We start from the raw sequence: 22854 nt of genomic DNA, 5'->3' as shown, positions 1-22854 counted from the left end.
CCTCCTCGGTCGCAACTGGATCAACCTACTTACGGGTCTCGAGCGCGAGAACCTTTCCGTTGCTCGCGATGTTGTGGTCGCGAGTCCGCATTCCGATGACAGCGATCGCGATCGCGCACAAGGTGATGAGAACGATCCCGATGATGAAACCGGCTCGGGCATCCGCGAGCGCGGCGAAGGCGCCGAGGACGGCGATCCCGACGGACTGTCCCACCTGGCGCGAGGTGTTGTAGATGCCCGAGGCGAGACCTGCGGAGGCTGCGCCGAGGGAGATGCTGGCGGTCTTATTCAACGCGGTGGAGTAGATCGCGGTGCCGGCTCCGACGATAAACTCCGCGATTACGAGCACCCACCATCCTTGGGCTGTCATCGCGCCGAGGAGCAGGAGCGTTCCGGCGGCGGCGCTGCCGGAGCCGACGAGGATCATCCGACGCGTCCCGCGTCGCAGCAAGTACGGGTTTACGAATACACCCGCCAGGATGGTGCCGACAGCGAAGGAGGCCAACAGCAGGCCACCGGTCGACGCGGAGGCACCCCAGGCGGCCTGGACGTAGAGAGCTAGGAAAAACTGGAGGCCGTAGGCGCCGAACTGAAACGCGAAGCCTCCGAGGACGGCTCCGGGGAATCCTGGGCTGCGGAACACTCCGAGTGGCATCATCGGGTCCTTCACGCGGTACTCGACCAGAACGAAGACGGCGAGCAGCGCCACACCGCCTAGCAGGAGTGTCCAGGTGAGGGGAGCACCTGGGTCTCGGCCGGCTTCGATGAGCCCGGCGACCACCGCCACTAGTCCCGCCGTTCCCGTGAGTTGCCCCGTCAGGTCGAGGCGGCGACGATGCTGCGTGGCAGGCTCGCGGTCTGCTGCCCCAACGAGGGTTGCGGCGGCGATGGCGACCGGGGCAGTGATCCAGAACACGGCACGCCACCCGACCGTGTCGGTCAACAGTCCGCCAAGGAACGGTCCGACCGCCATTCCGGCCCCGCCGAAGATTGTCATCAGGTTTACGGCGGTGGAGCGATGTGTAGGGTCGTCGAAGCTCTTGCCGACGAGCGCGAGGACCATCGGCAGCAGCAACGCTGCGAACACCCCCTGTGCGACTCGGCAGGCGACCAGGAATGTGAACGTCGGGCTGAGCGCACATGCGACAGAGGCCACGGCGAACCCGATCGCGCCGATACGGAACAGCCTCTCCGCCTCGATGCGATCGCCGAGACTCCCCCCGAGAAGCAGCAGGGAGGCCAGCGGGAGCGTGTATGCGTCGACCACCCAGGAGATCCCTCCGGCCTGGGCGCCCAGGTCGGCGGCGATCCGCGGCAACGCTAGGTTCAGTGCACTGCCGTCGAGGGTGATGACGACCCAGCCGAGGTAGATCGCCCAGCCGCGGGCCGACCAGGCCGTGCGCGTGGGTGCGGCGAGCGCGGTCACGCGCGCGCCGCCTCGAGCAGAGCCAGCACGCCCTCGACCGCATCGTCGAACACTGAGGCATCCTGTGCCGCCCGTGCCAGCACATACCCGCCTTGCAGGGTCGCCGCGATCGCGGCCGCCGTGCGCGTCGGGTCGAGGTCCGGGCGGAACTCGCCGCTGTCGACGCCGCTGGCGATGACAGCGGCAAGCTGCCCGCGGATCCAGACGAACATCTCCTGCACCTCGGTCCGCAGCGCGGGAGTATCAATTACCTCCGGCTCTTGCACCAGCCGACCGAACTGGCAGCCCTTGAGTATCACCTCGCGGTCCCGCGTCAGATACGCCCGTACCCGGGCGGTGGCGGTGGTGCCCGAAGCCAATGCGGTCTGGACTTGCGCCCGCATCTGTTCGGTGTTGCGCGCGATCGCTGCGTGTGCCAGTGCCTCTTTGCCATGGAAGTGGTGGTACATGCTGCCCTTGCCGGCGCCAGCGGCCTCCAAGATCTCTCTTGGACTGGTCGCGCTGTAGCCGCGCTCCCACATCAGTTCCCGGGTCGCCTCGATCAGGTCGTCTCGCGTGCTCATGCGTCTACTGTACCTACCTGCAGGTACAAAGTCGAGCGTGCGGACGGCTGATTAGTGCTGGGCGAGAGGAGTAAGGAAGGCGGTGATGTCGTTGATAAGCCTTTCCTGCTCCTCGTAAGCGAGCATGTGCCCGGACCGCTCATACACCGCGAACCGGGAGCCGGGAATGTGTGCGGCGAGTTCGCGGCCGGCCTCTGGCGGGTTTAGGCCGTCGGCTGCTCCTGCGAGCACCAAGGTCGGGGCTGTGATCAGGTGAAGACCGGGACGGAGGTCGAAACCGGCGAGGGATTGCTCGACGATGGCTTGTTCGTCGGCGCTCAGAGGGGACCTCACCGCGGCGGACGACAGTATTCGGTCGCGTTTCTCCTGCGCGGTGTGCGGCGACCAGATGGCCTCGGACATAACCGCCATGGTTTCCTGTGGACTCAACGCCCCCAGGTCGACCCCTCGTCGGGCAGCGTAGTCCGCTACGGAAGAGGTGGTTCCGTGGGCTTTGCTGACGACGAGCACGAGTCGCTTGATCCGGTCCGGGGCGAGGATTGCCGCCTGCGCAGCGAGGTAGGAGCCCATCGAGATGCCGACCAGGTTCGCCGACTGATAGCCGAGTCGGGCGGCCAGGTCGACGAGCATGTGGCCCTGGTCTTGGATGGTGAAGCTCTCCGGCCGGGCCGATTTTCCGTGTCCGAGCGCATCCGGGGTGATGACGCGGAACCGGTTGCTGAGCTTTTCAGCGATCGGCGCGACCGTTGATGCGTCTCCCATCAGTCCGTGAACCAGGAGCAGGGGAGGCAGGTTCGGGTCGCCGAACTCGTCGTAGTGAATCGGGCCGTGCATGGTATTGATGTTGGGCAACGGGTCTCCTTCGTCAGCTGTCTGAATTGTTGGCCGCGAGATCGTCGGACGCGTTCTGTGCCGTCAGGCGCAGCGAGGCAATTCGGTCGGCGAGGGTTGGGCCTTGATGCACAAGCATGAGCTCGTCCGCGTGAGTCCTCTCCGCAAGCTCAGCGAGCTGTCGCCTCACTTCGGGACCCGTGCCGATTGCAGTGATATGGAAGATCTCCGCTGCGGTCCGCCCGTCCGGACTGTTGAGGTAGGCATCCACCTGGCTGTCCGTCAGTCGTGTGTTTGCGCGGTCGAACAGTTTGCGCGTCTCGGTGCGCAGCATCTGACGGTGGTGAGCGGCCCCTGTTGCAGAGTCGGCGGCGGCCAGGACGTTCGCGGTGACGGTGAGATACGGTTTCGCCTGCTGTTGGGATGGCTGGAAGCGCGCCCGGTACAGCGACGCGGCCTGGTCAAGCGCGTGTGGAGCGAAGTGCGCCGCGAAAACCAGCGGCGTCCCGAGCTCCGCGGCGCGTTGGGCGCCGTGGATCGATGACCCGAGTACATGGATCGGGACGAGCGACCCGAATCCGGGGATTGCTCGGAAATCCCCGACAAGGGGACTGCCCGACAGCAAGTCGCGCAACTCGCCGACGTCCTCATGGAAGCGATCCGGCGCGGTCGAGCTCCGGCGCAACAGGCGCAACGTCTGAGCGTCGCCCCCCGGTGCGCGACCGACACCGAGGTCGATGCGCCCTGGGTGAAATGCCTCAAGGGTCCCGAACTGTTCGGCCACGATGAACGGAGGATGGTTTGGCAGCATTACGCCGCCCGCGCCGACACGGATGTGATCGGTGCGGCTGGCCACCTCAGCGATCAGCACCGGCGGCGATGACGCAGCTACCCGGGATTGGCCGTGGTGCTCGGTGTACCAGATGCGGAGGTACCCTGCCTCCTCGGCTGCGCGTGCGAACGATATCGCGTCGCGCAACGCCTCGGCAGGGCTGCGGTCCTCCGGAACGGGCACGTAGTCGAGCACCGACATGGCGATGGGCATGAACTTCTCCTATCCTTCCGAGGGGGCCGGGCGCGCGGCGGCTTCCGGATGGAGTTCCTCGCCTGCGCTGTGCGGCATGGTGACGACGATCTTGCCGACGGTGCCACCGTGGGCGAATCGCTCCATGGCCGCGACCGCGTCGTTGAGTGGGTAGCGTGCGCCGATGATGGTGCTCAGGGTGCCGGCCGCCGCGTGGCCGGCGACATCGGTCATGCCGTTCGGGTGGGCATCCACGTCGCGGACATAGGTGTAGCTGACGTCAGGTAGGCCAAGCGCTGTCGAGCTCGTGCCGGGCCAGATGATATCGACGATGCGACCACCCGGGCGCAGGTGCTGTGCCGCGTCGACGAGAAAATCGGCGCCGAGTGCCAGATTGACGATGACATCCAGCCCGTCTGGGTACCCGGTGGTGTCAGCGCGGATGACATCATGCGCGCCCAGAGCCCGAAGCGGCTCCGCCGCTGCTTCCCGGCGGGCCGTTGCGATGACCCGCGTGCCGGTTTGTGCCAGAAGCGGGATGGTAGCTGTCCCGACGCCACCTGTCGCGCCGATGACCAGAACGGTCTCGCCCGATCGTGCCGCCGCGGCGGCAGTTACCGAGTATGCCGTGGCCCCGGCGATTGGGAGCGTCGCCCCTTGCAGGATCGACACCTCCGGCGGTCGAAGCGTGATCAGCGGGGTATCTGCTTCGAACACGGCGAATTCTGCCAAGGCACCGGTGCTGATCGAGGGGCGAGTTGGGGACGCCATCGCCGCGAGCGCGCGCGGCATCGCTGAGCCGAACACCTCGTCTCCGACCCGATACGCAGTGACGTCCCGGCCAACCTTGGTCACCGTACCGGCGAACTCGTTTCCGGGGATGTACGGGAATGGCGCCGGAATCAGCGACGCATAGGCCCCGGTGACTACCGCAAGATCGGTTGGGTTGATGCTCGCGGCAGCAATCTGCACTTGGATCTGCCCGGCGGCCGGACGTGGCGTCGGAAGATCAAGAATGGACAACGAGCTCGGAGCCCCGTACTCGGCGGCGGCCAGGGCCTTCACTGGGTCACCCCTTCGTTGACCCGGATCGTCTCCATCCGGGTCTGCGAACCGTGACCGTGGCTTGGGCCGTCAGGCCTTTCGGCGGGCGGAGTGCGCCCTGTCCGTGATGTCGCGTTCATCTATACTCCAAAAGAAAGTGGGGACATTCCCCGCTACCACTATACGGGGACAGTCCCCACTTTCAACCGGGAGGATCGCTGTGGCTGCGAATTCGGCGTCTGAGGCTGGGCCGGGCCGGAGGCAGAGGGCTGACGCGCAGCGAAACCGCAACGCGATATTGGATGCTGCTCGAAGGGTTTTCGCAGGTCAAGGGGCGCTTGCGCCGCTGGACGCCGTTGCCGTGGATGCGGGGGTGGGGAACGCAACGCTCTATCGGAACTTCCCGACACGAGAGGACTTGCTTTCTGCAGTGATCGAGGCAGACATCGCGGAGGCGGTGGCAGCCGGCGTAGATCTCGCCGACGAATTCACGCCGGCGGACGCCCTGATCGAGTGGCTGGTCTATCTGGCGTGGCACCTGCGCATCTGGCATGACCTCCCGTATTGCCTCGCCGACGCGCACATGGATCGCGAATCGCCCGTCGCCCCCTCAACGACGAGACTCATCGCGCAGACGCAGGTGCTGCTCGAGCGCGCACAAGCAGCAGGCGCGGCTCGGCCAGACGTTTCAGCTGCGGAAATCTTCGAGCTGATCACCGCCGTCTCGTGGGCTACCGACCGCTTCGGCGACAACGCGGAGGCTGCCCGCCGCCGCGCTCTCCTCGCGACCGCTGGTCTCATCGGTGCCGAGAGCACGCTTGAAGCACCCACCCAGCGCGCTTCAGCCTGACCGCGCCGACCACGGTAACGCGGAACGCCGGATGCCGGGCTGAGTAGAAGGTTGCACTTCGCATGCACTATTGCGGCTCGGATACCGGCTGTTACGGTCGGCGCGTGAATGGTCGAAGAGAAGCAATCGCGCAGCTCCGGAGGATCGCGACGCAACCCGGCCGCGCAACTCTGGACGACCTGAGGCGGGAGGTCGATGCTATTTGGGAGCTGCTGCTTGACCAGGCGCAGACCCTCGATGACCGAAGCGAATGATGCACTCCTAGTAGGCGGGGCGCACAGTGGGCTTGCCCCCAGTTTCCCGCAACTGAACCGCAGGCTTGGTCATCGCGTCGGGATCTACTTGTTCGGGAGTTCCTGGATCGGCCCCGTGGGCGATTGGGTGCCGAAGGCGATTGAGTAATCAGGTGAGACGGCGGTCACCGCGAATCTTTGATCGCTCGGGACCGCACTGGCCTTCGGATACGTCTTCCCATTTTTCCCCGAATACACAGTTGCGGACCTGTCAGGGCCAATGAGAACCGCGAACTTGAGCACCCACGAGTAAGAAGTGCCCTTCGGAGGCTTGGCAGCGAAGTAAATTATCGCGCTCTCCGCCGGGCGGAGAGTGATTGTTTGCTGCCGAAAGTAGTCGGCTCCGGCGGTGTCTAGCGTCCGTCCAGAATCGAGATCGACGACGAGGTTGTAGACGGGCGTGTCGCCGCCGCGTCCTCCCTCGGAGAGGGAGGCGAAGGCGCCCGCTAGCGCTTGACTCGCGTGAGCATCCGCAATCGAAATCGACTCGATCGTTATCTTATCGTCTGAGGTGTTCCGGATGGTCCAGCCATCCACTCGATCGCCTGCGGGTGTCCAGCCGGAGGGCTCACGATTCGACACGATGTAGGCGCGTTCTCGTTGACTGACGTCGGCGTCTGCTTTTGCATAGGTCGACTTGGAGGCATATGAGATTGATCGCAAAACGGCGAACGGCTGGCCCGCGTCCGCATGGTGATCAAAGGCTTGCGATATACCGGCCTTCATGGAGGTGCCGAGCTTGTCGGCGGTGGGCGTGAATGCGATCACGATCAAAGGAGCGATGACCAAGCTTGCGATGCCGGCTCCAATCGCGACCCTTCGGTTCTTGCTCTTCGGTCTCTCGTCCGGCGCGGCCACGCCCTGAGCCTGAGCCTGAGCGGTATTGCCAGCCGCCAGCTCGTTGTCCCGAGCTTTATTGCCCTTCTTTTTGCTAGCCATTCCTGCACTCCTTGGCCGCGGCAGAACTCATAGTCGCGACTGCGATCTCGGCCCTTTCGGGCTCGGTCGGAGCGCTGTCGTGAGTGATCTCAACTAGGCATCGTCCGAATTGGGCCCAAGTAGTTTTGTCCGCGCCTGCGATTTTCGAACGGCCGGCCGGGACGCTTACTAACCCGTTGCCGCCACGCGAGGTCGTTAGTCGCCAAGCGTCGACGGCATCAGCGTCCGTGGCCGCGATGGCGAGTCTGGCCATAGCCAGTTCTGGTCCGCCAGCTGGCCTGGTGAGCACGATGTTGGTGTCAATCTCGCCAGCCGTACCGTCGGTTCCCACATTTGTGAGTTGAAGCTTCTGGCCATCGCTTGTCCCGATTGTTTCCGAGACGCCGAGTTGCGAAGTTGCCGCCTGCGCGGGCTCTGATCCAGGTTTGGAGTCGAGATGTAATTGTTCGAGCGTTGTCAGGCCGCTCTTTCCTTCGTACTGGAACAGGTAGGTATTGTCGTCCACCCGGGTGAGGTGCTGCGATCGCCCGACTACGGTTGTCGCCGATCCCACCCTGCCGTCGGATGAGTGGACTTCGATGCGTAAGAGGGGCAGGACCGACGTGCCGATCGTCACGTAGGGGCTTGGGTGCAGAGGCACATCGGGCCGGACATCGACGAGCGCGCCGCCAACTTCTTGAACTGCCAGGCCCATGCCCTGTGCTGCGTCCAGTGTGCCTGAGACAGGGATGGCCCGGCCCGCCGACGTGTCGATCACCCAGCCGCCTCCGACATCGTTGACACCCACGGCCCCACCGCCTTTGGCGAGGGACTGGACGGATGGGGCGACCTTGATCACATGTTGCGGAGTCAGGCTGTCGCTGAGCACAGCCACGGACATTTGGCCATGGTCGCATTTCTGAAGTGCAACTACAGTGCGATGCGCTCGTCCTTCACCCGCTGCGTCCACGATGGTGCAATCTTTAGTCGGCCTCCAAGTCGGCCAAGCAAGAATGCCTGCGGGGTCGGAACGCGTGATTTCGTTCCCGACCCACGCAATCACGTCCCCAGATGGTTCGATCGACAGCATGGTGGCAACGTCGACCGTCCGTTGCCAGGCCGTATCGCCAGTCCCAGCGTCAAGCGCAGTCAGGACGGTTTGATCCCCGACTGACTGTGTGAGCGCGAAATTGTTGCCGGAAACGCTCGCATCGTCTGGCTGGGGCATCATCGGCTTCGCCCACACTCGATGCCCGTCGCCAATGTCCAGGGCGAAGAGCATTTTCGAAGACTTGCCATAGATGAGTGCGGTTGACTCATTTGTCGCGATGACGTTGACTGGCTGCTCAAACTTGAGTGTCCACGACGTGGAGTAACTTGGGCGACCTTCGGCTGTGCACCCTGAAAGCATGAGTGCAGCCAGGGCGGCCACCGAGGCGGTAGTCCGCATGCTTTGCTTGCACACCCCCCGCTTCATACGCGTGATCATAGCCATAATGCGAGGCGACGCGCTCCGCGTAGCGCCTAATCAGTGTGGTGCCGTGGATGCACTCGTTTTCGTCGCGCCACTATCTGAGAACGAGGCGGATGTTATCCACAAATTTGGACACACTCGCACAAAACGGGTCGTTGAGAGTTGGTCTAGTGATCGGAGAACCGCGGAATTCAGGGGGATATATGAGCGGTTCAGTGCGGAATAAGTGATCGATGCGAGCACACGGCTCTTAGAAGAATGTTGCGGCAGCGAGTGTCGAGTGGCGAGTCTTCTGTGCTCAAAGGCTCCTCGGCAGGTCGGACTTCGCAAAATCGAACATAGTGGACCGCAACAACTGCTTCCGCTCTTCCAACCAGGCGGATCGACCTTCACCGGGAGGGCAGGTAACCATTTGGCCGTTGTAGTGAATTTCAGACGGAACGGGCCAGTCACCATGACCGTCCCAAACTACGAGATCGCTAGCGAAGCGCCGGAGGCACTCTTCCGAGGGATACAAAACCCTCTTGAGAGCTTGCTCAAACGGATATGCGAAGGAGTCTCGCTCGAAGTCGCTCGACTCTCTGAGAGTGCGGATCAACTGAACAGCTTGAAGCCAGAGCAACTCACGTGTCTGAAGTAACTCGAAGTAAGGATGGACGACGAAAGGATTAGCGACGACCAGCCCGAGTTCTCTATCGACTTCGCGCAACTCGCGCCATCCGGGCAACGGGTCCGAGCGGAGCGCAATGTCAAGCGTCTCATCACTCGTGTACATCGGCGCGTCAAGTCCGTCGTAGATGCGTCTGCCGATCATCTCCGCACGGTCAGCCGACCGGTCAGCCGCTGCCTGTTCCAGGTCCTGAAGACGTTGGTCACGGGCGATAGCTCGGTCATGCCGAAGCTGTCGGCGCAGCACTATTACAGCCGCGCCGAGCGCGATGCCCGCACCAATCAAGGATTGGAGCATCGTTGCCCACCATCCCGGCGCCGCGAGGGCGGCCCAAAACTGCGCCCACCAGTTCACATTGCGGAGTCTAGAGCTTCGTCGCCGGGGACGGGCAAGTGACCTCGGGCTCGCGTTGCAGGGTGTTGACATCTGGCCGGCGGCCAATTCGCCATCGCTGTCATGTGTCCGGATCGCTGGCATGGTCCGAGAAGCGCTGCAGCGATGTGATGAGGTGGGCAGTCGACGGGGCGTTGTCTTTGGAAACCTGCGGACACTGGTGATCACGACCCCAACTCTCTCGGAAGCGCCATGCGGGAATCCCTCGACAGACATCGAAGGCAGACGGCCAGGGGCCCCCAGGAAACCCCACAACTGCAGTAATCCAGCGCGGCGTGATGTCATCGAGGAGCCGTGGAGTTCCGCGGTTTTCCGGGCATCTTGAGATGGGTGACGTGCCTCGTCAGGTTTCAAATCCCTGCGTCTCCGCCGCAGGGCTCGCATTAATTCGCGGAATCTGTCCCAGGTATTCAGCTCGTCGGCAGAACCGACTCTCATCAAGTTTCTTGAGGGGTTTTCGTGGGCTCACAACCAGCTGCTCGTCAGGCGCCGCATTGCCGTTACTTGCTGCTCATCGCTCAGGCCAAGTTCGGCGAGGTAAACCAGCCGTATCAGCGCTTGGCCGATCCGGACAAGCTTGTATTCCGCGCCTGCACCACCGCCAGTATGTGTAATTCCGTTTCGAGCGGGGATGAACCACCCGATCCAGTTTTCAATGTCGGGAGTAAGGAGACCAAGCGCTTCGGCTGAGGGCACCCCGCCGAGTTGGTGCAGTCGTTGACGGAGGGTGTGCCCGTTGTGGAAAGTCCTTTTCACCCATGCTCGTTCATCGGCATCGTCGAGTGCCGCAAGCATCGTCGCCTTGATTCGTTTGTAGTCCTCGTCTGTCACTTCTTTAGCGTCGCCATATAGTGCAGCGTGAAGGGCCTTCGCGGCGATCCCAATCGAGATCAGGCGCGTTTCCATAAACCCGCCCGGCGAGTATTCGGTGCCAAAGAAGACGTTGCTGGCGTTGGACGTCTTACGGCGGAGGGGCAGCCAGCCGCTGATAGCGTCCGCGAACGGCTTCTCGGCGCAGGTAAACAAGAGGGAGTTGTTTGCTGATTCGTTTGGTTTTGCGGTGTGAATCCGTTGCGCGAAAGCCTCCACCCAGATGGGCGTCTCGATGGTCTCAACTTGGGATACCTGTGTCGTGTTGGTCTCTGTCAGCTCGAGCGTGATGCGAATGAGTCCGCATGCCTCTCCGGCGGCGAGGGTTAGGAGGTCGGTTAGCTCGAGGGTCAGTGTGTCGAACTCTTCAAGCGATGCCGGCTGCGGCGGTATTGCTCGGATGACACCGCGAGCTTCAGCCTCGATCTGAACACCTTGTCGGGTGCTCTTGTGCTGGAAGCCCCTAGTAGCTCGGTCCGCGCGAATGGTCCAACCGTCGACCTCAACCGATTCCGGCACAGCTCTGGTGAGAAAGGCCCCATTCTTACCGTCAGCGCGGTCGTACGTCGCGATATGAGCCGCTAGGAACGCTGTCAGGTTCTCGATCTCGATCGCGGCGGACCGGAACGACGGCGTCTGCTCGCTTTCGATGTGCGCCCCGATGACGACCCGATGGGCGTGGAGGCGCTGGAAAGTTGGTTGACCCCCGCCAAAGAAGGCTCCGCGGTTGTTCAGCTCGAGCAAGCGAAACAGGGTGACTGCTTCACCTTCGCAGTCACCGAAGAGGGTCTCGATGTCTCTCGATCCTGCACCCACGGCGTAGCCGCGTTCAACCGGCTCAATGACTCTGAGGTCGAAACCGCCGATGAGTTCCAGAGATGCCTTGCCGTCTTCTTGGATGCGCAGCACGCCCGGCTGTGCTTGTTCCCTCTGTCCGGGTTCCCACCAGCGCCCAATCTTTGTGATCTCGGTCATGCCCTCATCGTGCCAGGCACCGTATCGAGTTCCTCCGGAAAGGCGGCCACCGACGCCCCGAGCACGCTATTCCTGGCGACCGACGCTGTCTGGGTGCGCTTCAAAGCCGAACGCTTTATTGTCATCGCCAAGCACGCCATGCCGCCCTAAAACGCAGATGACTTCCCACCATCGATGGATGCTGTCCGCGATCGTGTTGTTGAGTGCCGTGATGAAGCTGTCCCATAGGGTTTGGTCCCGGAGATCCTCAAGGGCGCGCGAGCGCATCGCTTCCAACTCGGCATTTGAGTCGACCGCGATGTTCTCTGCCTCGTCCCACATCCGTGCTGGGTCTTCGAGGCGCTGCGGCTCATCGCCGAGGATGTCCAGATAGTAGAAGCGGCCGGAGCGGCCGTAGCGGTCGAGCGCATCAAGGATCGCCGGCCAGATCGGATCGTCTTCCAGAGTCTGGAGCAGTCCTGAGATGAAGTGCTCGTACTCTTTGCCGCGTACACCATCGCGCAGCCGCGTTCGTAGGTTGGCGTCCATCTGCTTCAACCCGTGGCGGAACTCGGACCTCATGGTCTGCGCACTGGGCCATGAGCCTGTTGCGTTAAGGATCGAGAGGCCCAGAGACACCTTGAGTAGCTTTTCGACTCCGATCGACAGCATCGTCAATGAAGGGTCTCGCGTAGTGTCGGCGAACGGGGCGGTTCGCACCACCCGCTCGCCATATGCCAGAAGATTCCGAGCCGAATTGATCTCGGCAAGGAGAGCCAACGCCTGAGTTGTCGTCAATCCCGGAAAAGGCATGCGGAAAACGTACCGTTCTCCGTCGGCGGTTACGACCATATTCACATGGGAGTAATCCTCTAACTCACGCAGCCGCGATACCGAGCCGGAGCTAGACGAACGCAGCGGGTACGAGCAGTGGATAATAGTGAACGCCGGAGCTCCTGGAAGTCGGTAGCGTTCGAATCCCAGGCCCCGCGCCAGATGGGGTTGCGTCGGCATCGTTCTTGTCGACGTCGCGAAGTGGATTCGAAGTCTTCGCCCCGTGTGTGACGTACGACCCCGCATTTACCCCGCACATTCAGGCGAATCCAGGACGACTCAAATAGGACTTGTGCAAACGAAAACCGCGGAAAATCAAGCCAAACGCGCCTCGTGTGACCCTACGAGATCCATCGGAACCTAATCGTGGTGTCGCGGGTTCGAGTCCCGCCCTCGCTACAGGTCTTGCAAAACGGAACGGCGGCTGATCATCAGCCGCCGTTTTGTTGTTGGCGAGGCAACCTGGCCCAGGTTGCCAACGGAATGGGCCGTTGCGTTGAGCATCCACGCCCTCCGATCCGGAGTCGCGACACCCGCTGGTGACGGTGTCCGCGATCACCGCGGAGTGGGGCGGTAGGTCAGCTCCTGGATGTCATGGTCCAGCGTCCGGCTCTCCAGAAGTTCGAGATCGACGTCGCCGGCTCCGCGAAGGATGGGGCTGATCCCGTTGCTCCCGGTGATGACCGGGAAGATGGTCACCTGCAGGCGATCCACCAGTCCGGCGGCCATCAACGCCCAGTTCAGTGTCATGCTGGCCAGGGAGCGCAGCGGCACCGTGGACTCCTCCTTGAGCCTGCTGATGGTGTCGACAGCGTCGCCTCTGACGATCGTGGCGTCGTGCCAGCCCAGGGAGTCGTGCAGTGTCGAGGAGATGACCGTCGCCGGCAACCGCATCAGGCGCACGTTCCACTCGTCCTGAGAGTTGGGGTCCTCGCCCGAGGTGAGGATCCCCGCCACCTCGCGGAAGGTGGTGGCGCCGAAGACGATCCGCTGTTCGGCGGCGAAGATCTCGGCGCGATGCTCGAGCAGTTCCGGGCCCTGCTTGCTCCAGTAGCCGCCCCAGTCGATGCCGTGGTCGGCGTAGGAACCGTAGCCGTCGAGAGTCGAGAAGACGTCCCAGGTGTAGGTGGCGGACATGCGAGGCTCCTTTTCTGGGAAGGGCTGGCACGGGTCGATGTGGGCAACAAGGTAGCCGAAAGAGGAGCGTAAGCGGCATCCTGAGCCGTGTCGGCGGACGGGTGGCGAGGACTACCCTCGCGCTCATGGGCGTCCGATTCCACTCCGTCACCTTCCTCTCCGGCGACCCTGCCCGAGACGCCTCCTTCTGGGGAGCCGTGCTCGGCCGGTCGCCGCGCGACGACCACGGTGGCATCCTGTTACCCGGCGACGACACACAGGTCGGACTCCGCTTCGCCGTCGGCGAACCGCACGGCGCGCTGCGCAATCGGCTCCATCTCCACCTCAGCCGCGCCGAGCGCCGGCAGAGCGAGTCGATCGCCGCATGCGTCGAACACGGAGCGAGGCTGCGCGGCAACGGCCACGTGCCGGCGGGCAGCTACGCGGCCATGGCGGACGTTGTCGGAGACGAATTCTGCGTCATCGAGGACGACAACGCGTACCTGGCGGGATGCGGACCGCTCGGTGAAGTCACGTGCGAGGGTACGCAGGCGACGGGCCTGTTCTGGAGCCGCGCGCTCGCCTGGCCGGTCGTGTGGGATCACGGCGAGGAAGTCGCCATCCAGGCGCCGTCTGGCGGAACCAAGCTCGCCTGGAGCGGCGAGCCCGTCGAGGCGGGCAAGCCCATAGATCGTCAGTACTTCATGGTGACCGCACCGGCTGGCGAGGTTGAGGACGAGGTGGCACGGCTGCTCGAGCTCGGAGCGACGGATGCGGTTACGGACCGCTCGGGTGCGACGACGCTCCGCGATCCCGACGGCGTCGCGTTCGTCGTGCGCGCCGCCTGAGACCGGTCGGCGCGACGGCCCACAGCAGGAGCAGGCGAGAGTGGATGAGGCGGACCATCTGGTGCTGTCGTCGATCCACTGATCGAGCACCGGCCTTCCGGACGATTCGCGCGGTTCGGCCTCGTCAGAAGCCCTCGGGCTCCCGGGGCGTGTACGCCGCCTCCAGCCGGGCCACCTCGTCTTCCGTCAGCTCGAGATCGAGGGCTGCCACCGCGTCGTCGATGTGGTGCGGTTTCGTCGCACCGACGATGGGTGCCGTCACGGCGGGCCGGCCGGCGACCCAGGCCAGCGCCACCTGCGCCATCGGCACATCCCGCTCGGAGGCGATCGCGGCGACGGCGTCGACGATGGAGCGGTTCGACTCCTCGTGCGCGCGGTATAGCGTCTTGCCGAACTCGTCGGTGTCTGCGCGGGTACCGGAGCCGGAGGAGTCCCACGGGCGCGTCAGCCGGCCGCGCGCGAGCGGGCTCCACGGCAGCACCCCGATGCCGGTGGCTCGGCAGTACGGGTGCATCTCGCGCTCCTCCTCGCGATCGAGAAGGTTGTACTGGTCCTGCATCGAGACGAATCGGGTCCAGTGGTTCACGTCGGCGACCCGTTGGAGTTCGGCGAACTGCCACGCCCACATGCTCGAGGCGCCGATATAGCGGGCCTTGCCCGCTTTGACGACATCATGGAGGGCCTCCATGGTCTCCTCCATGGGCACGGTCGGATCGAATCGGTGGATCTGGTACAAGTCCACGTAGTCGGTCCCGAGGCGGGTGAGGGAGGCGTCGATCTCGCGCATGATGGCGGCGCGCGAGAGTCCTGCGCCGTTACGGCCGGGTCGCATCCGGCCGTTCACCTTGGTGAAGATCTGGACGTCCTCCCGCGAGCCGAGCTCGGCCAGCAGAGCACCGGTGATCTCCTCGCTGGAACCGAGGGAGTACACGTTCGCCGTGTCGAAGGCGGTGATGCCGGCCTCGAACGCTCGGCGGACGAAGGGCCGGGCCTCGTCGATGCCGACGCTCCACGGGTGGCTGCCGCGTTCCGGATCGCCGTACGACATCATCCCGAGCACGACACCGCTGATCTCGAGACCGCTGCTACCCAGGCGAACCGTTCGCATACGAGGCTCCTCTGCTCATCGGAGAGTGTTGTCCAACTCTATTGGCGTGCAGGCCCCGCGTACCGGGTGCAACCGATCCGGACGGACCGCGAATCGCATAGGGTGTGACCGTGAGTGACGAGAGGGCGGATGCGGCCCAGTTCCTCGGAGTCCTCAACACCGAGTACTTCGTGTTGCAGGGCGCATCGAACGCGTCGATCAGCGAGTCCAGCAGCCGGTCGTCGCTCTACCTGGTGACTCTGTCGAGCGCCCTCGTCTCACTCGGCTTCGTCTCGGGAGCCTCGCCGGAGCTGTTCCTGCCCTTCGCCGCCGCGGCCCTGACGACCGTGTTCGTTCTCGGCTGGTTCACCATCGCTCGTCTCATCGACACGGCGATCGAGAACATCCGGGCTCTGCGCGCGATGGCGCGCATCCGCCGCTACTACGCCGGCGTCCACCCCGCCGCGCCCCCGTTCTTCGAAACGACGGGGGATGATGCCTCCGATGCGTACGCCATGCTGGGGATGCGGTCGTCGCGGCGGTGGGTCGTGGGGACGATGGCGAGCATGGTCGGTGCGGTGAACGCGGTCGTCGGCGGCTCGGGCGTCGCGATCTTCGTCGGTGCGATGGGTGCCGGGACACCGGTCTCCGTCGTGGTGGGCGTGACGGTGGGCGGTGCTCTGTTCGCGTGTCCGCCGCACTGCAGATCCAGAGGTTCAAGCGCGCGTTCCCGTCTGGGTGAATCGGGGTCGCGGGTTCGGCCATCTAGCGGCGCCGCCCGGCCGCGCGGCAGACTGATCCCATCCGAAGGCACACCGAGTGTTGGGAGCGTGGCCGTGACGAACCGCACATACCGAGTGATCGAGATCGTGGGCACGTCGCCCGACGGGACGGATGCGGCGATACGCAACGGGATCGAGCGAGCGTCGAGGACCGTCCGCGAGATCGACTGGTTCGAAGTGACCGAAACCCGCGGGGAAGTCGAGGGCGGACGCGTCGCCCACTTCCAAGTGACTCTGAAGGTGGGATTCCGGCTCGAGGAACTCGCCGACTGACGTCGACACGCCCGCAGGAACCGCGTCATCCGTCGTGAGCGGCGTCAGCGCGCGACGTGACGCTGCACGAACTCGAGCGCCTCGTCGGCCACCTCCCGCCATCCCGAGTCGATGATCAGCGAATGCCCGCGACCGGGGATGACCACGAGCTCCGTCACCTCGGGGTTCTTCAGCTGGATGCGGTACTCGTTCTCGACGACGGACTGCGGCACGGTGTGGTCGTCCGCCCCCGCGATGAGGAGCAGGGGGCCGCGGTCGTGGTTGTCGGTGATGACCTCGGTCTCGGCGAAGGGGTTGAAGTTGGCGGTGGCGGCCTGGAAGATCGGCACCTTAGACGCCGGCACGTGGTACTTCTCGTAGAGCGCCCGTCCCTCCTCCTCCGGCAGGGCGTTGGTCCAGCCGTACGCGAACTGCTCGTAGGTGAGAGTGACGCCGTGCTTGGAATGGTTGAAGCTCAGGAGGGCGGGCGCACCTGCTTTGAGCGCCGACGCGGGCAGGGCCGTCACACCCTTGAACTGGGCCGGGTCGATCGCCACGGTGACCGCGTTCTTCCCCTCGCCGGCCAGCTTCTGCGCGATCAGACCGCCGAAGCTGTGGCCGATGACCACCGGTGCCTGATCCAGCGCGTCGATCGCCTCCGCGTAGTGGTCCGTGACCTGACGGACCATCTTGCCGGCGAATACATCCGGATCGGACTTCGCCTGCTCCACCGTCTCCGGATCGTCGGGCCAGCCCGGCGCGATCGTGGCGAACCCCTGCTCCTCGAACAGGTCGCGCCAGGGTTGCCAGCTGCTCGACAGCAGCCACAATCCGTGGACGAACACCACGGGGATCCGCCCGGAGGCGTTGGCGGCGTCGATCTCGTCACGTTCGGCGGAGGTCAGGGGCATGGTGCGACTCCTTCGGGTCGAGGAACCAGTCTGCGGGTGAAGGTAACGCTGGGTCGCAGTCTGCTGGGTGGCGGGGCGGGGGCACAAGATGCAGGGCGTACGTTGCCCGCGGATTAGCCCGCATTCGCTCCTGCCGTCTCGAACTCGCCCTCCGACGGTGCAAGCGCCCAGTCCAGGGCGAAGTCGGCGACCTCTTCCCAGCCGGCCTCCCCGCAGGTGAAGTGGTCCCGCCCGGGGAAGAGCTTGTAAGCCGTGATCGCGTCGGAGTGCTTGACGTTGCGTTCGAAGTTCTCGTGCTGCACCGACGGAGGCAGGATGTGGTCGCTCCCCCCGGAGACGAACAGCAGCGGCGGACGGTCGTCGTTGGAGAAGTCGTAGGTGGTGGACGCCTCCGGTGTGAAGTTCGCGAAACCGCCCTGGAACAGGATCCGTGCCGGCGTGGGCACCGCGTACCGGTCGTAGGCCGCCCGGCTCTCCTCCTCGGTCAGAGTGTTGGTGAAGGCGTAGCGGAACTGTTCGGGTGTCAGTGGGACGGCCTTGCGGCGGTTGGATGGATCCTTGAGGACCGGGAACGTCGACTTGATCTCGGAAAGCGGCATCGACCGGACCCCTTTGACCGCGGCGCCGTCGAGGGAGACGGCCGCCGCCCCGAGACCGTTGCCCGCGAGAAGCTGAGCGAAGGTGCCGCCGAACGAGTGGCCCATGATGATCGGCGGCGCATCCAGCGCGGTGATGATCTCCGTGAGGTGGTCCATGACCTCGCGGACGCCGACATCGGCGATCGCGGACGGGTCCGCTCGCAATGCCTCGACGCCCTCCACGCCGGGCCCGATCCCGGGATAGCCGGGGGTGATCACGGTATAGCCGCGCGCCTCGTAGCGGGCGACCCAGTGCTCCCACGCGAGGGGTGTCATCCACAGACCGTGAATGAGGACGACGGTGTTCGGTGCTGACATCTCTTGATGCTCCATTCGGGTCCGGGCCTCTCGGGATCGTCTGAGGGGCGATACCCGTAGCGTGCCTGAGCGAACAGATCACAGAGCCCGAACGTCCCGAGATATGTGGCCGCGCACAGTGCGGCCCGAGCCCGGGTGGACGGGCCCACAATTCTCCGGTCCGGCTCCGGATGCGTCGACACCATCGACCGCATGAGCACACTCCTGAACCCCATCGTCAGCCCGATCGAGACCCTCGCCCGACGCGTCGGCTCGCTATGGTGGACCGTCGTCCTCGTCGGTATCGCCTGGATCGTCGTCGGCTTCGTCGTCCTCCGCTTCGACCAGTCCACCGTGGACGTCGTCTCGGTCGTCTTCGGCATCATGGTGCTGCTGGCCGCGCTCGGCGAGTTCTTCCGCGCGTTCGTCACGCCGGGTGGATGGCGCGTCTGGCACATCGTGTTCGGCGTCTTTCTCGTCGTGGGCGCCGTCGTCGCTTTCATCAATCCGGGTGACACGTTCGCGTCCCTGGCAGTGATCACCGGCGCGTACTTCGTGGTGATCGGCACCGTCGACATCATCACCGGCCTGCTCAGTGCGGGCATCCCCGGCGGGTGGCTGATGCTGGTGTCCGGCGTTGCCGAGCTGGTGCTGGGCTTCCTGGCCTCGAGCTCCTTCGAATCCAGCGCTGTCGTGCTCGTCACCGTGGTCAGCGTCACCGCCATCTTCCGCGGGGTGTCCGAGATCGTGGCCGGGTTCGCCGTCCGCGCGGCGTCCGTGGCCGCACGTCCCGTGGCCCGCTGATGGCACTCTCCGACGACTTGGCGAAGCTGGCACAGCAGTCCAAGCACCTCGAGGAGTCCGTCGAGGCGACCCGTCAGCGTGACGCCGCCAAGCTGGCCGAGCGCACCGCCGACCTCGATGTGCAGCTCGCGCGCACGCGTGAGAACGTTCGAGCGAAAGCGACGCGGGTCGCCGACGACGAGCAGGCCGCGTGGGTGGATGCTCAGCGCTCCGTCTCCGACGCCTTCGCTTCACTGCAGGCCGGGGAGTCAGCCCGGCGGGCCCGCTCGGCGGCCAGGCGTGCCGGTCGGGCCGCCGACGAGGCGGAGGCCGACGCCCGTGACGCGATCGCCTTCGCCATCTACACCATCCAGGAGGCGGAGTACGCCGTCCTCGCGGCGGCGGCCGCGCGCGAGGATGCGATCGCCCAGGCGGCGGTCGCCGCGCATGCCGCCGCGGCTTCTCAGGACACCGCTGGGACCTCGCCGTCATGAGAACCCTTCGCTAACTTGGGCCGGATGAACGAGTCCGACCCGGGCTGGCCCATGCTGTCTCGGCTCACCCGCGACATGCATGCGAGCAATCCGGAGCTCGCTGCCCAGATGGCGCAGGTGATCCGCGCCGAACTGGCGGTGTACCGCACCAGCGAGTACCTTCCGTTCCCGACGATCGTGCGTTCGACCCAAGCGCATATCGAGGCGGTCGAAGACCAAGGTTCGACCGTCGACACGCGCGACGCGCCTGCCCGGCTGCTGGGCGCCTCACGGGCCCGTGACGGCATCGCGTTGTCCGATGTGACCGACTCTCTGCGGGTCGGGACGAAGTTCCTCTGGGGCCGCATCGTCGACCATGCGCGCGCGACGGGTTCGGCGACCGAAGCGGAACTCGTCGACCTCGGAACCGAGCTGTGGGTGATGCACGACGAGTTCGTGCAAGCGATGACGGCCGAGTACCGGAAAGAGTACGCTCAGGCGCTGCTCAGTCGTCAGCAGGAGCGGCTCGGGCTCGTCTACGGGCTGCTCACCGCTCGCGGCCAGGAGTCCGCGTCACCCTGGACGGCTGTGGACAGGCTCGGCTTGCCGCGCGCGGGCGGCTTCGTCATCGTGGCGGCGTCCTCCAAGGCGTCCGGACGCATGCCCATGCCGCGGATCGAGTCCGAGCTTGCCGACCGCGAGGTGCCCTCGGCATGGGTGATGGTCGGGAACGTTCAGCTCGGTATCGTCAGCACCGCCGCGGCGGAGTGGCGCCAGCGGTTGCGGGACGCATGCGGCCTGTGGACGCCGACCGCAGGGGTGAGCCCCGTGGAGTTCGAATACGGAAACATCAGCTCGTCGGTGCGGCTCGCCCGGACGGCACTCGCCGCAGCCGGGCCGGGCGAACTCTGCTTCTTCGACGACGCGCCGGTGCCGATGGCCGCGGCCGGAGCTCCGGACGTGAGCCGGCCGCTGATCTCGCTCGTGCTCGGTCCGCTCCTGGAGGCGCCGGAGGCAGAGCGTTCAGCGTTGCTCGAGACGCTCACGCAGTGGTTCGCCTCGGACGGCACGGTCGCCGACGTCGCGAACCGCATGTGGGTGCACCAGAACACTGTGCGCAATCGTCTTCATCGCGTGGCTGCACTGACCGGCCGGGACGTGAATCGCCCCCGTGATGCCACGGAGCTCTATCTCGCACTGGCCGCCTTCCAGCAGAGCACTCTCGACGATGACGTGTGAGAGGCCGCTGCCATAGGGTGAAGGCGTGGCAGAGTGGTTCACCTTCGCGGTCGTGAGCGGTGGAATCGGGGCTGCGCTGTTGGGCCTCCTCTTCGTCGCCGTGTCGATCCGCATCGACGTGATCGCCGCATCCGCCGAGCTGCGCAGCCGGGCCGCCCAGACTCTCGGGCTCTTCCTCGTGCCCGTGCTCGTGGGTCTCGCGCTGTCCCTCCCGGGACAGAGTGCCCTGTGGGCGGGGGTCGAACTCGCCGTCGTCGCCCTTCTGGTCGCGTCCGCGCTCGAGGTGCTCGACCGCAGGGCCGGCGATCGCCGCCAGGAGAGACTTTCCCGCGCGCTCGGCATCGGCGCGCCCCGCACCGTCACCTGCGTCGTCCTCCTGGTCGGCGCGGTCCTCACGATGGCAGGTCTGCAACTCGGGCTCTACCTCGTCGCTCTGGCTGTGGCCATCGCGGTGCTCGGCGGGATCGTCAGCGCGTGGCTGTTCCTCACCCACGTTCCCGGATGAGGTCGAGCGGCTAGGACGTCGCAGGCCCGGTGAGTGCGTCCCGGCCGGCGACAGGGGTGATCCCCCGCGCACTGTCGCGCAGTCGCGCGTCATCCGTCACCAGGAAGTCGGCCTGCAGGTGCGCCACGGCAAGGTATTCCGCGGGTCGCGGGTCGGCCCATCCGAGGTCATGGGCGATCTTCCACGCTGTCGCCCGTGAGACCCGGTCTCCGAGGAGCCGGATCTTCATCTCGGCGAACAGGTCCAGCTCACGGCGCCCCTCAGCCTCCGTCAGGTCCGTCTCCCGGACCTCGTCGAACAGCAGCGCGAGGACATCCGATCGCAGCGCAGCCGGTGCCACGAGCTGATGCCCGGCGCTGAGGACGATGTCGCGCCGGAGGAGGGCGACGCACGTGGGCGCATCGATGGCGAATCGGGTCACACGCCCATGGTCCTCCCGTCGCCCCGTCGCGCGCCATGGGGCTTGACCCTGACACCGTGTCAGGCTGGAGCGTGGCCTCCATCATGTACACAATCGGGGAATTCGCGGCGATCGGGAGAATCAGCGTGCGGATGCTGCGGCACTACGACGCGATCGGCCTGCTGCCACCGGCGCACGTCGACGAGAACAACGGGTACCGCTTCTATTCGGACGTGCAGCTTGCGAGCCTGCTCCTGATCGTCGAGCTGCGACAGCTCGGGATCGGCCTGGACGCCATCGCCGCCGTGCTCGCCTCGACGGACCCGCGGCCCGCCCTGACGGCGGCGCTGCGGCAACGCCGGGCCGAGCTGGTGGCGGGAATCGCCCAGGACCGCGACCGGCTCGACCGGCTCGAGCGGCGCCTCCACATACTGGAAGGAACACAGATCATGTCCACACTCGTCGAATACCGCCCCCTGGACGCGGCCACCGTCTACGCCGTCAGCGGCACCGCGCCCGGGATGGGGCCGGAACTCGTGGGGCCGGTGGTCGGGCCGCTCATCGGGTCGCTGGACCGGGCCCTGGAGGCGGCGGGGCGTCCGATCCTCGCACCTTCCACGTTCTGGTACGAAGCCCGGGACGACGAACGGCTCGAGGTGAACATCTCCTACCCTGCGGAGACACCTCCCCAGCCCGGCGAGGGCTACGACATCGTCGAGCTGCCTGCGGTGCCCCTGGCCGCGACGCTGATGCACCACGGCGACATGTCCGGCATCGGCGACACGTGGATGGCGCTCATCGAGAGCCTCGTCGCCGACGGCTACCGCATCGTCGGCCCCACCCGCGAGGTGTACGTGCGGGCCACCGGCCACATCCCGGGCCCCGACTGGCTGACCGAACTCCAGGCGCCCGTCGAGCGGGCCTCCTGAACAGAGCTTCAGGAGGGTGGACGGGATTCATCCGAGGGCGGTTGGGCATCGCCGTCGATGAGAGTGTCGCCGTGACGGTGGGCGACCCTCCACTGACCGTCCTCACGCCGATACACCTGCGTCGCCCGTAACGTGTAGGTGCGGGGTCGTCCGTCCACGGAGACGGAGGTGTGTTCAAGCGCCGCTGTGTAGGCCATGTCGCCGACCACATCGAAGGCGACCAGGTCCATCGTCGACGATGTGCAGTCGGAGAAGCTCGCGGCGAGGTCGGCGAAGAGCTCGTCGATCTCTTCCTGACCCGTCGCGTTGCGCCAGGCGCCCAGAACGCTGACCGGCTCGCGCCGCGACCATAGTGCACGTCGGGGACCCGGATCGCCGTTGTGCAGCGCACGCTCCGCCTCGAAGAGCGGACCCCGGAACCAATTCAGGAAATCGTCGCGGTCTGTCATG

24 protein-coding genes and 1 pseudogene are annotated in these 22854 nt (G+C 65.3%); 9 read left to right on the top strand and 16 right to left on the bottom strand.

Annotated features, from left to right (window positions below; genetic code table 11):
• Nucleotides 1–25: 25 nt before the first annotated feature.
• Genes ACTJI1_RS11500 through ACTJI1_RS11480 form a run of 5 tightly spaced genes read right to left on the bottom strand, consistent with a single transcriptional unit; the run spans nucleotide 26 to nucleotide 4909 of the window.
• Nucleotides 26–1426: an MFS transporter gene (locus tag ACTJI1_RS11500; protein ID WP_440742739.1), complete on the bottom strand. Its 1401-nt coding sequence runs from the start codon at nucleotides 1424–1426 to the stop codon at nucleotides 26–28.
• Nucleotides 1423–1989 carry a TetR family transcriptional regulator gene (locus ACTJI1_RS11495; protein WP_440742738.1) on the bottom strand — a complete coding sequence of 189 codons (567 nt, stop codon included), beginning with the start codon at nucleotides 1987–1989 and terminating at the stop codon, nucleotides 1423–1425. Before ACTJI1_RS11495 ends, ACTJI1_RS11500 begins: the two co-directional genes overlap by 4 nt.
• 51 nt (nucleotides 1990–2040) lie before the next feature.
• Nucleotides 2041–2841: an alpha/beta fold hydrolase gene (locus tag ACTJI1_RS11490; protein ID WP_440742737.1), complete on the bottom strand. Its 801-nt coding sequence runs from the start codon at nucleotides 2839–2841 to the stop codon at nucleotides 2041–2043.
• A gap of 13 nt (nucleotides 2842–2854) precedes the next feature.
• Nucleotides 2855–3865: an MsnO8 family LLM class oxidoreductase gene (locus ACTJI1_RS11485; RefSeq protein WP_440742736.1), complete on the bottom strand. Its 1011-nt coding sequence runs from the start codon at nucleotides 3863–3865 to the stop codon at nucleotides 2855–2857.
• A 9-nt stretch (nucleotides 3866–3874) separates the two neighbouring features.
• Nucleotides 3875–4909 (bottom strand): NADP-dependent oxidoreductase, encoded by a 1035-nt coding sequence (locus ACTJI1_RS11480; RefSeq protein ID WP_440742735.1) that lies wholly within the window; start codon nucleotides 4907–4909, stop codon nucleotides 3875–3877.
• A gap of 106 nt (nucleotides 4910–5015) precedes the next feature.
• On the opposite strand from ACTJI1_RS11480, the pseudogene ACTJI1_RS11475 reads away from it, so the two are divergent.
• Both ACTJI1_RS11475 and ACTJI1_RS11470 read left to right on the top strand, forming a co-directional pair.
• Nucleotides 5016–5309: pseudogene (locus ACTJI1_RS11475) on the top strand (TetR/AcrR family transcriptional regulator); the annotation flags it as partial.
• 9 nt (nucleotides 5310–5318) lie between these two features.
• Nucleotides 5319–5738, top strand: coding sequence for a hypothetical protein (locus ACTJI1_RS11470; protein ID WP_440742844.1), 420 nt, complete (start codon nucleotides 5319–5321; stop codon nucleotides 5736–5738).
• Between the two features lie 338 nt (nucleotides 5739–6076).
• On the opposite strand, the gene ACTJI1_RS11465 is transcribed toward ACTJI1_RS11470, so the two are convergent.
• The 6 genes from ACTJI1_RS11465 to ACTJI1_RS11440 form a co-directional block, all read right to left on the bottom strand.
• The gene (locus tag ACTJI1_RS11465; protein WP_440742734.1) at nucleotides 6077–6970 is read right to left on the bottom strand and encodes a hypothetical protein; all 894 of its coding nucleotides are present in this window, start codon (nucleotides 6968–6970) and stop codon (nucleotides 6077–6079) included.
• Nucleotides 6963–8426, bottom strand: coding sequence for a hypothetical protein (locus ACTJI1_RS11460; RefSeq protein ID WP_440742733.1), 1464 nt, complete (start codon nucleotides 8424–8426; stop codon nucleotides 6963–6965). Before ACTJI1_RS11460 ends, ACTJI1_RS11465 begins: the two co-directional genes overlap by 8 nt.
• 295 nt (nucleotides 8427–8721) lie before the next feature.
• Nucleotides 8722–9447, bottom strand: a complete 726-nt coding sequence (locus tag ACTJI1_RS11455; RefSeq protein ID WP_440742732.1) for a hypothetical protein — start codon at nucleotides 9445–9447, stop codon at nucleotides 8722–8724.
• Nucleotides 9448–9951: 504 nt separating this feature from the next.
• Nucleotides 9952–11331, bottom strand: a complete 1380-nt coding sequence (locus tag ACTJI1_RS11450) for a HEPN domain-containing protein (RefSeq protein WP_440742731.1) — start codon at nucleotides 11329–11331, stop codon at nucleotides 9952–9954.
• A 66-nt stretch (nucleotides 11332–11397) separates the two neighbouring features.
• Complete coding sequence (locus tag ACTJI1_RS11445; RefSeq protein ID WP_440742730.1) at nucleotides 11398–12162, bottom strand: hypothetical protein; 765 nt, start codon at nucleotides 12160–12162, stop codon at nucleotides 11398–11400.
• A 537-nt stretch (nucleotides 12163–12699) separates the two neighbouring features.
• Complete coding sequence (locus ACTJI1_RS11440) at nucleotides 12700–13281, bottom strand: dihydrofolate reductase family protein (protein ID WP_440742729.1); 582 nt, start codon at nucleotides 13279–13281, stop codon at nucleotides 12700–12702.
• 125 nt (nucleotides 13282–13406) lie between these two features.
• On the opposite strand from ACTJI1_RS11440, the gene ACTJI1_RS11435 reads away from it, so the two are divergent.
• Nucleotides 13407–14108 (top strand): VOC family protein, encoded by a 702-nt coding sequence (locus tag ACTJI1_RS11435; RefSeq protein ID WP_440742728.1) that lies wholly within the window; start codon nucleotides 13407–13409, stop codon nucleotides 14106–14108.
• Between the two features lie 124 nt (nucleotides 14109–14232).
• Here ACTJI1_RS11435 and ACTJI1_RS11430 read toward each other — a convergent pair whose 3' ends face one another.
• Nucleotides 14233–15216, bottom strand: a complete 984-nt coding sequence (locus tag ACTJI1_RS11430; RefSeq protein ID WP_440742727.1) for an aldo/keto reductase — start codon at nucleotides 15214–15216, stop codon at nucleotides 14233–14235.
• Between the two features lie 110 nt (nucleotides 15217–15326).
• Between ACTJI1_RS11430 and ACTJI1_RS11425 the strand changes: the two genes are divergently transcribed.
• Nucleotides 15327–16250: a dodecin gene (locus ACTJI1_RS11425; protein WP_440742726.1), complete on the top strand. Its 924-nt coding sequence runs from the start codon at nucleotides 15327–15329 to the stop codon at nucleotides 16248–16250.
• A 44-nt stretch (nucleotides 16251–16294) separates the two neighbouring features.
• On the opposite strand, the gene ACTJI1_RS11420 is transcribed toward ACTJI1_RS11425, so the two are convergent.
• On the bottom strand, nucleotides 16295–17140 hold the full coding sequence (locus tag ACTJI1_RS11420) for an alpha/beta hydrolase (protein WP_440742725.1): 846 nt from the start codon (nucleotides 17138–17140) through the stop codon (nucleotides 16295–16297).
• 113 nt (nucleotides 17141–17253) lie between these two features.
• Nucleotides 17254–18096: an alpha/beta hydrolase gene (locus ACTJI1_RS11415; protein ID WP_440742724.1), complete on the bottom strand. Its 843-nt coding sequence runs from the start codon at nucleotides 18094–18096 to the stop codon at nucleotides 17254–17256.
• Nucleotides 18097–18288: 192 nt separating this feature from the next.
• Here ACTJI1_RS11415 and ACTJI1_RS11410 point away from each other — a divergent pair, with 192 nt between their 5' ends.
• From ACTJI1_RS11410 to ACTJI1_RS11395, 4 genes are read left to right on the top strand one after another with little or no spacing between them, the layout of a single operon-like run.
• Nucleotides 18289–18879, top strand: coding sequence for an HdeD family acid-resistance protein (locus ACTJI1_RS11410; protein WP_440742723.1), 591 nt, complete (start codon nucleotides 18289–18291; stop codon nucleotides 18877–18879).
• A complete protein-coding gene (locus ACTJI1_RS11405) occupies nucleotides 18879–19352 on the top strand; it encodes a hypothetical protein (RefSeq protein ID WP_440742722.1) in 474 nt (157 codons plus the stop codon). Before ACTJI1_RS11410 ends, ACTJI1_RS11405 begins: the two co-directional genes overlap by 1 nt.
• A gap of 24 nt (nucleotides 19353–19376) precedes the next feature.
• Complete coding sequence (locus ACTJI1_RS11400) at nucleotides 19377–20570, top strand: PucR family transcriptional regulator (protein WP_440742721.1); 1194 nt, start codon at nucleotides 19377–19379, stop codon at nucleotides 20568–20570.
• A gap of 25 nt (nucleotides 20571–20595) precedes the next feature.
• The gene (locus ACTJI1_RS11395; RefSeq protein WP_440742720.1) at nucleotides 20596–21075 is read left to right on the top strand and encodes a hypothetical protein; all 480 of its coding nucleotides are present in this window, start codon (nucleotides 20596–20598) and stop codon (nucleotides 21073–21075) included.
• Between the two features lie 10 nt (nucleotides 21076–21085).
• Here the strand turns inward: ACTJI1_RS11395 and ACTJI1_RS11390 are convergent, their stop codons facing one another.
• Nucleotides 21086–21496: a hypothetical protein gene (locus ACTJI1_RS11390; protein WP_440742719.1), complete on the bottom strand. Its 411-nt coding sequence runs from the start codon at nucleotides 21494–21496 to the stop codon at nucleotides 21086–21088.
• 83 nt (nucleotides 21497–21579) lie between these two features.
• Here ACTJI1_RS11390 and ACTJI1_RS11385 point away from each other — a divergent pair, with 83 nt between their 5' ends.
• A complete protein-coding gene (locus tag ACTJI1_RS11385; RefSeq protein WP_440742718.1) occupies nucleotides 21580–22404 on the top strand; it encodes a MerR family transcriptional regulator in 825 nt (274 codons plus the stop codon).
• A gap of 8 nt (nucleotides 22405–22412) precedes the next feature.
• Here ACTJI1_RS11385 and ACTJI1_RS11380 read toward each other — a convergent pair whose 3' ends face one another.
• Complete coding sequence (locus tag ACTJI1_RS11380; RefSeq protein WP_440742717.1) at nucleotides 22413–22853, bottom strand: nuclear transport factor 2 family protein; 441 nt, start codon at nucleotides 22851–22853, stop codon at nucleotides 22413–22415.
• Between the last annotated feature and the right edge of the window lies 1 nt (nucleotide 22854).

It is taken from the genome of Leifsonia sp. 22587, assembly GCF_052044215.1.
GTDB lineage: Bacteria > Actinomycetota > Actinomycetes > Actinomycetales > Microbacteriaceae > Leifsonia > Leifsonia shinshuensis_C.
Note: the sequence above shows the minus strand (reverse complement) of the source record. Positions and strands in the feature narration are given on the sequence as shown.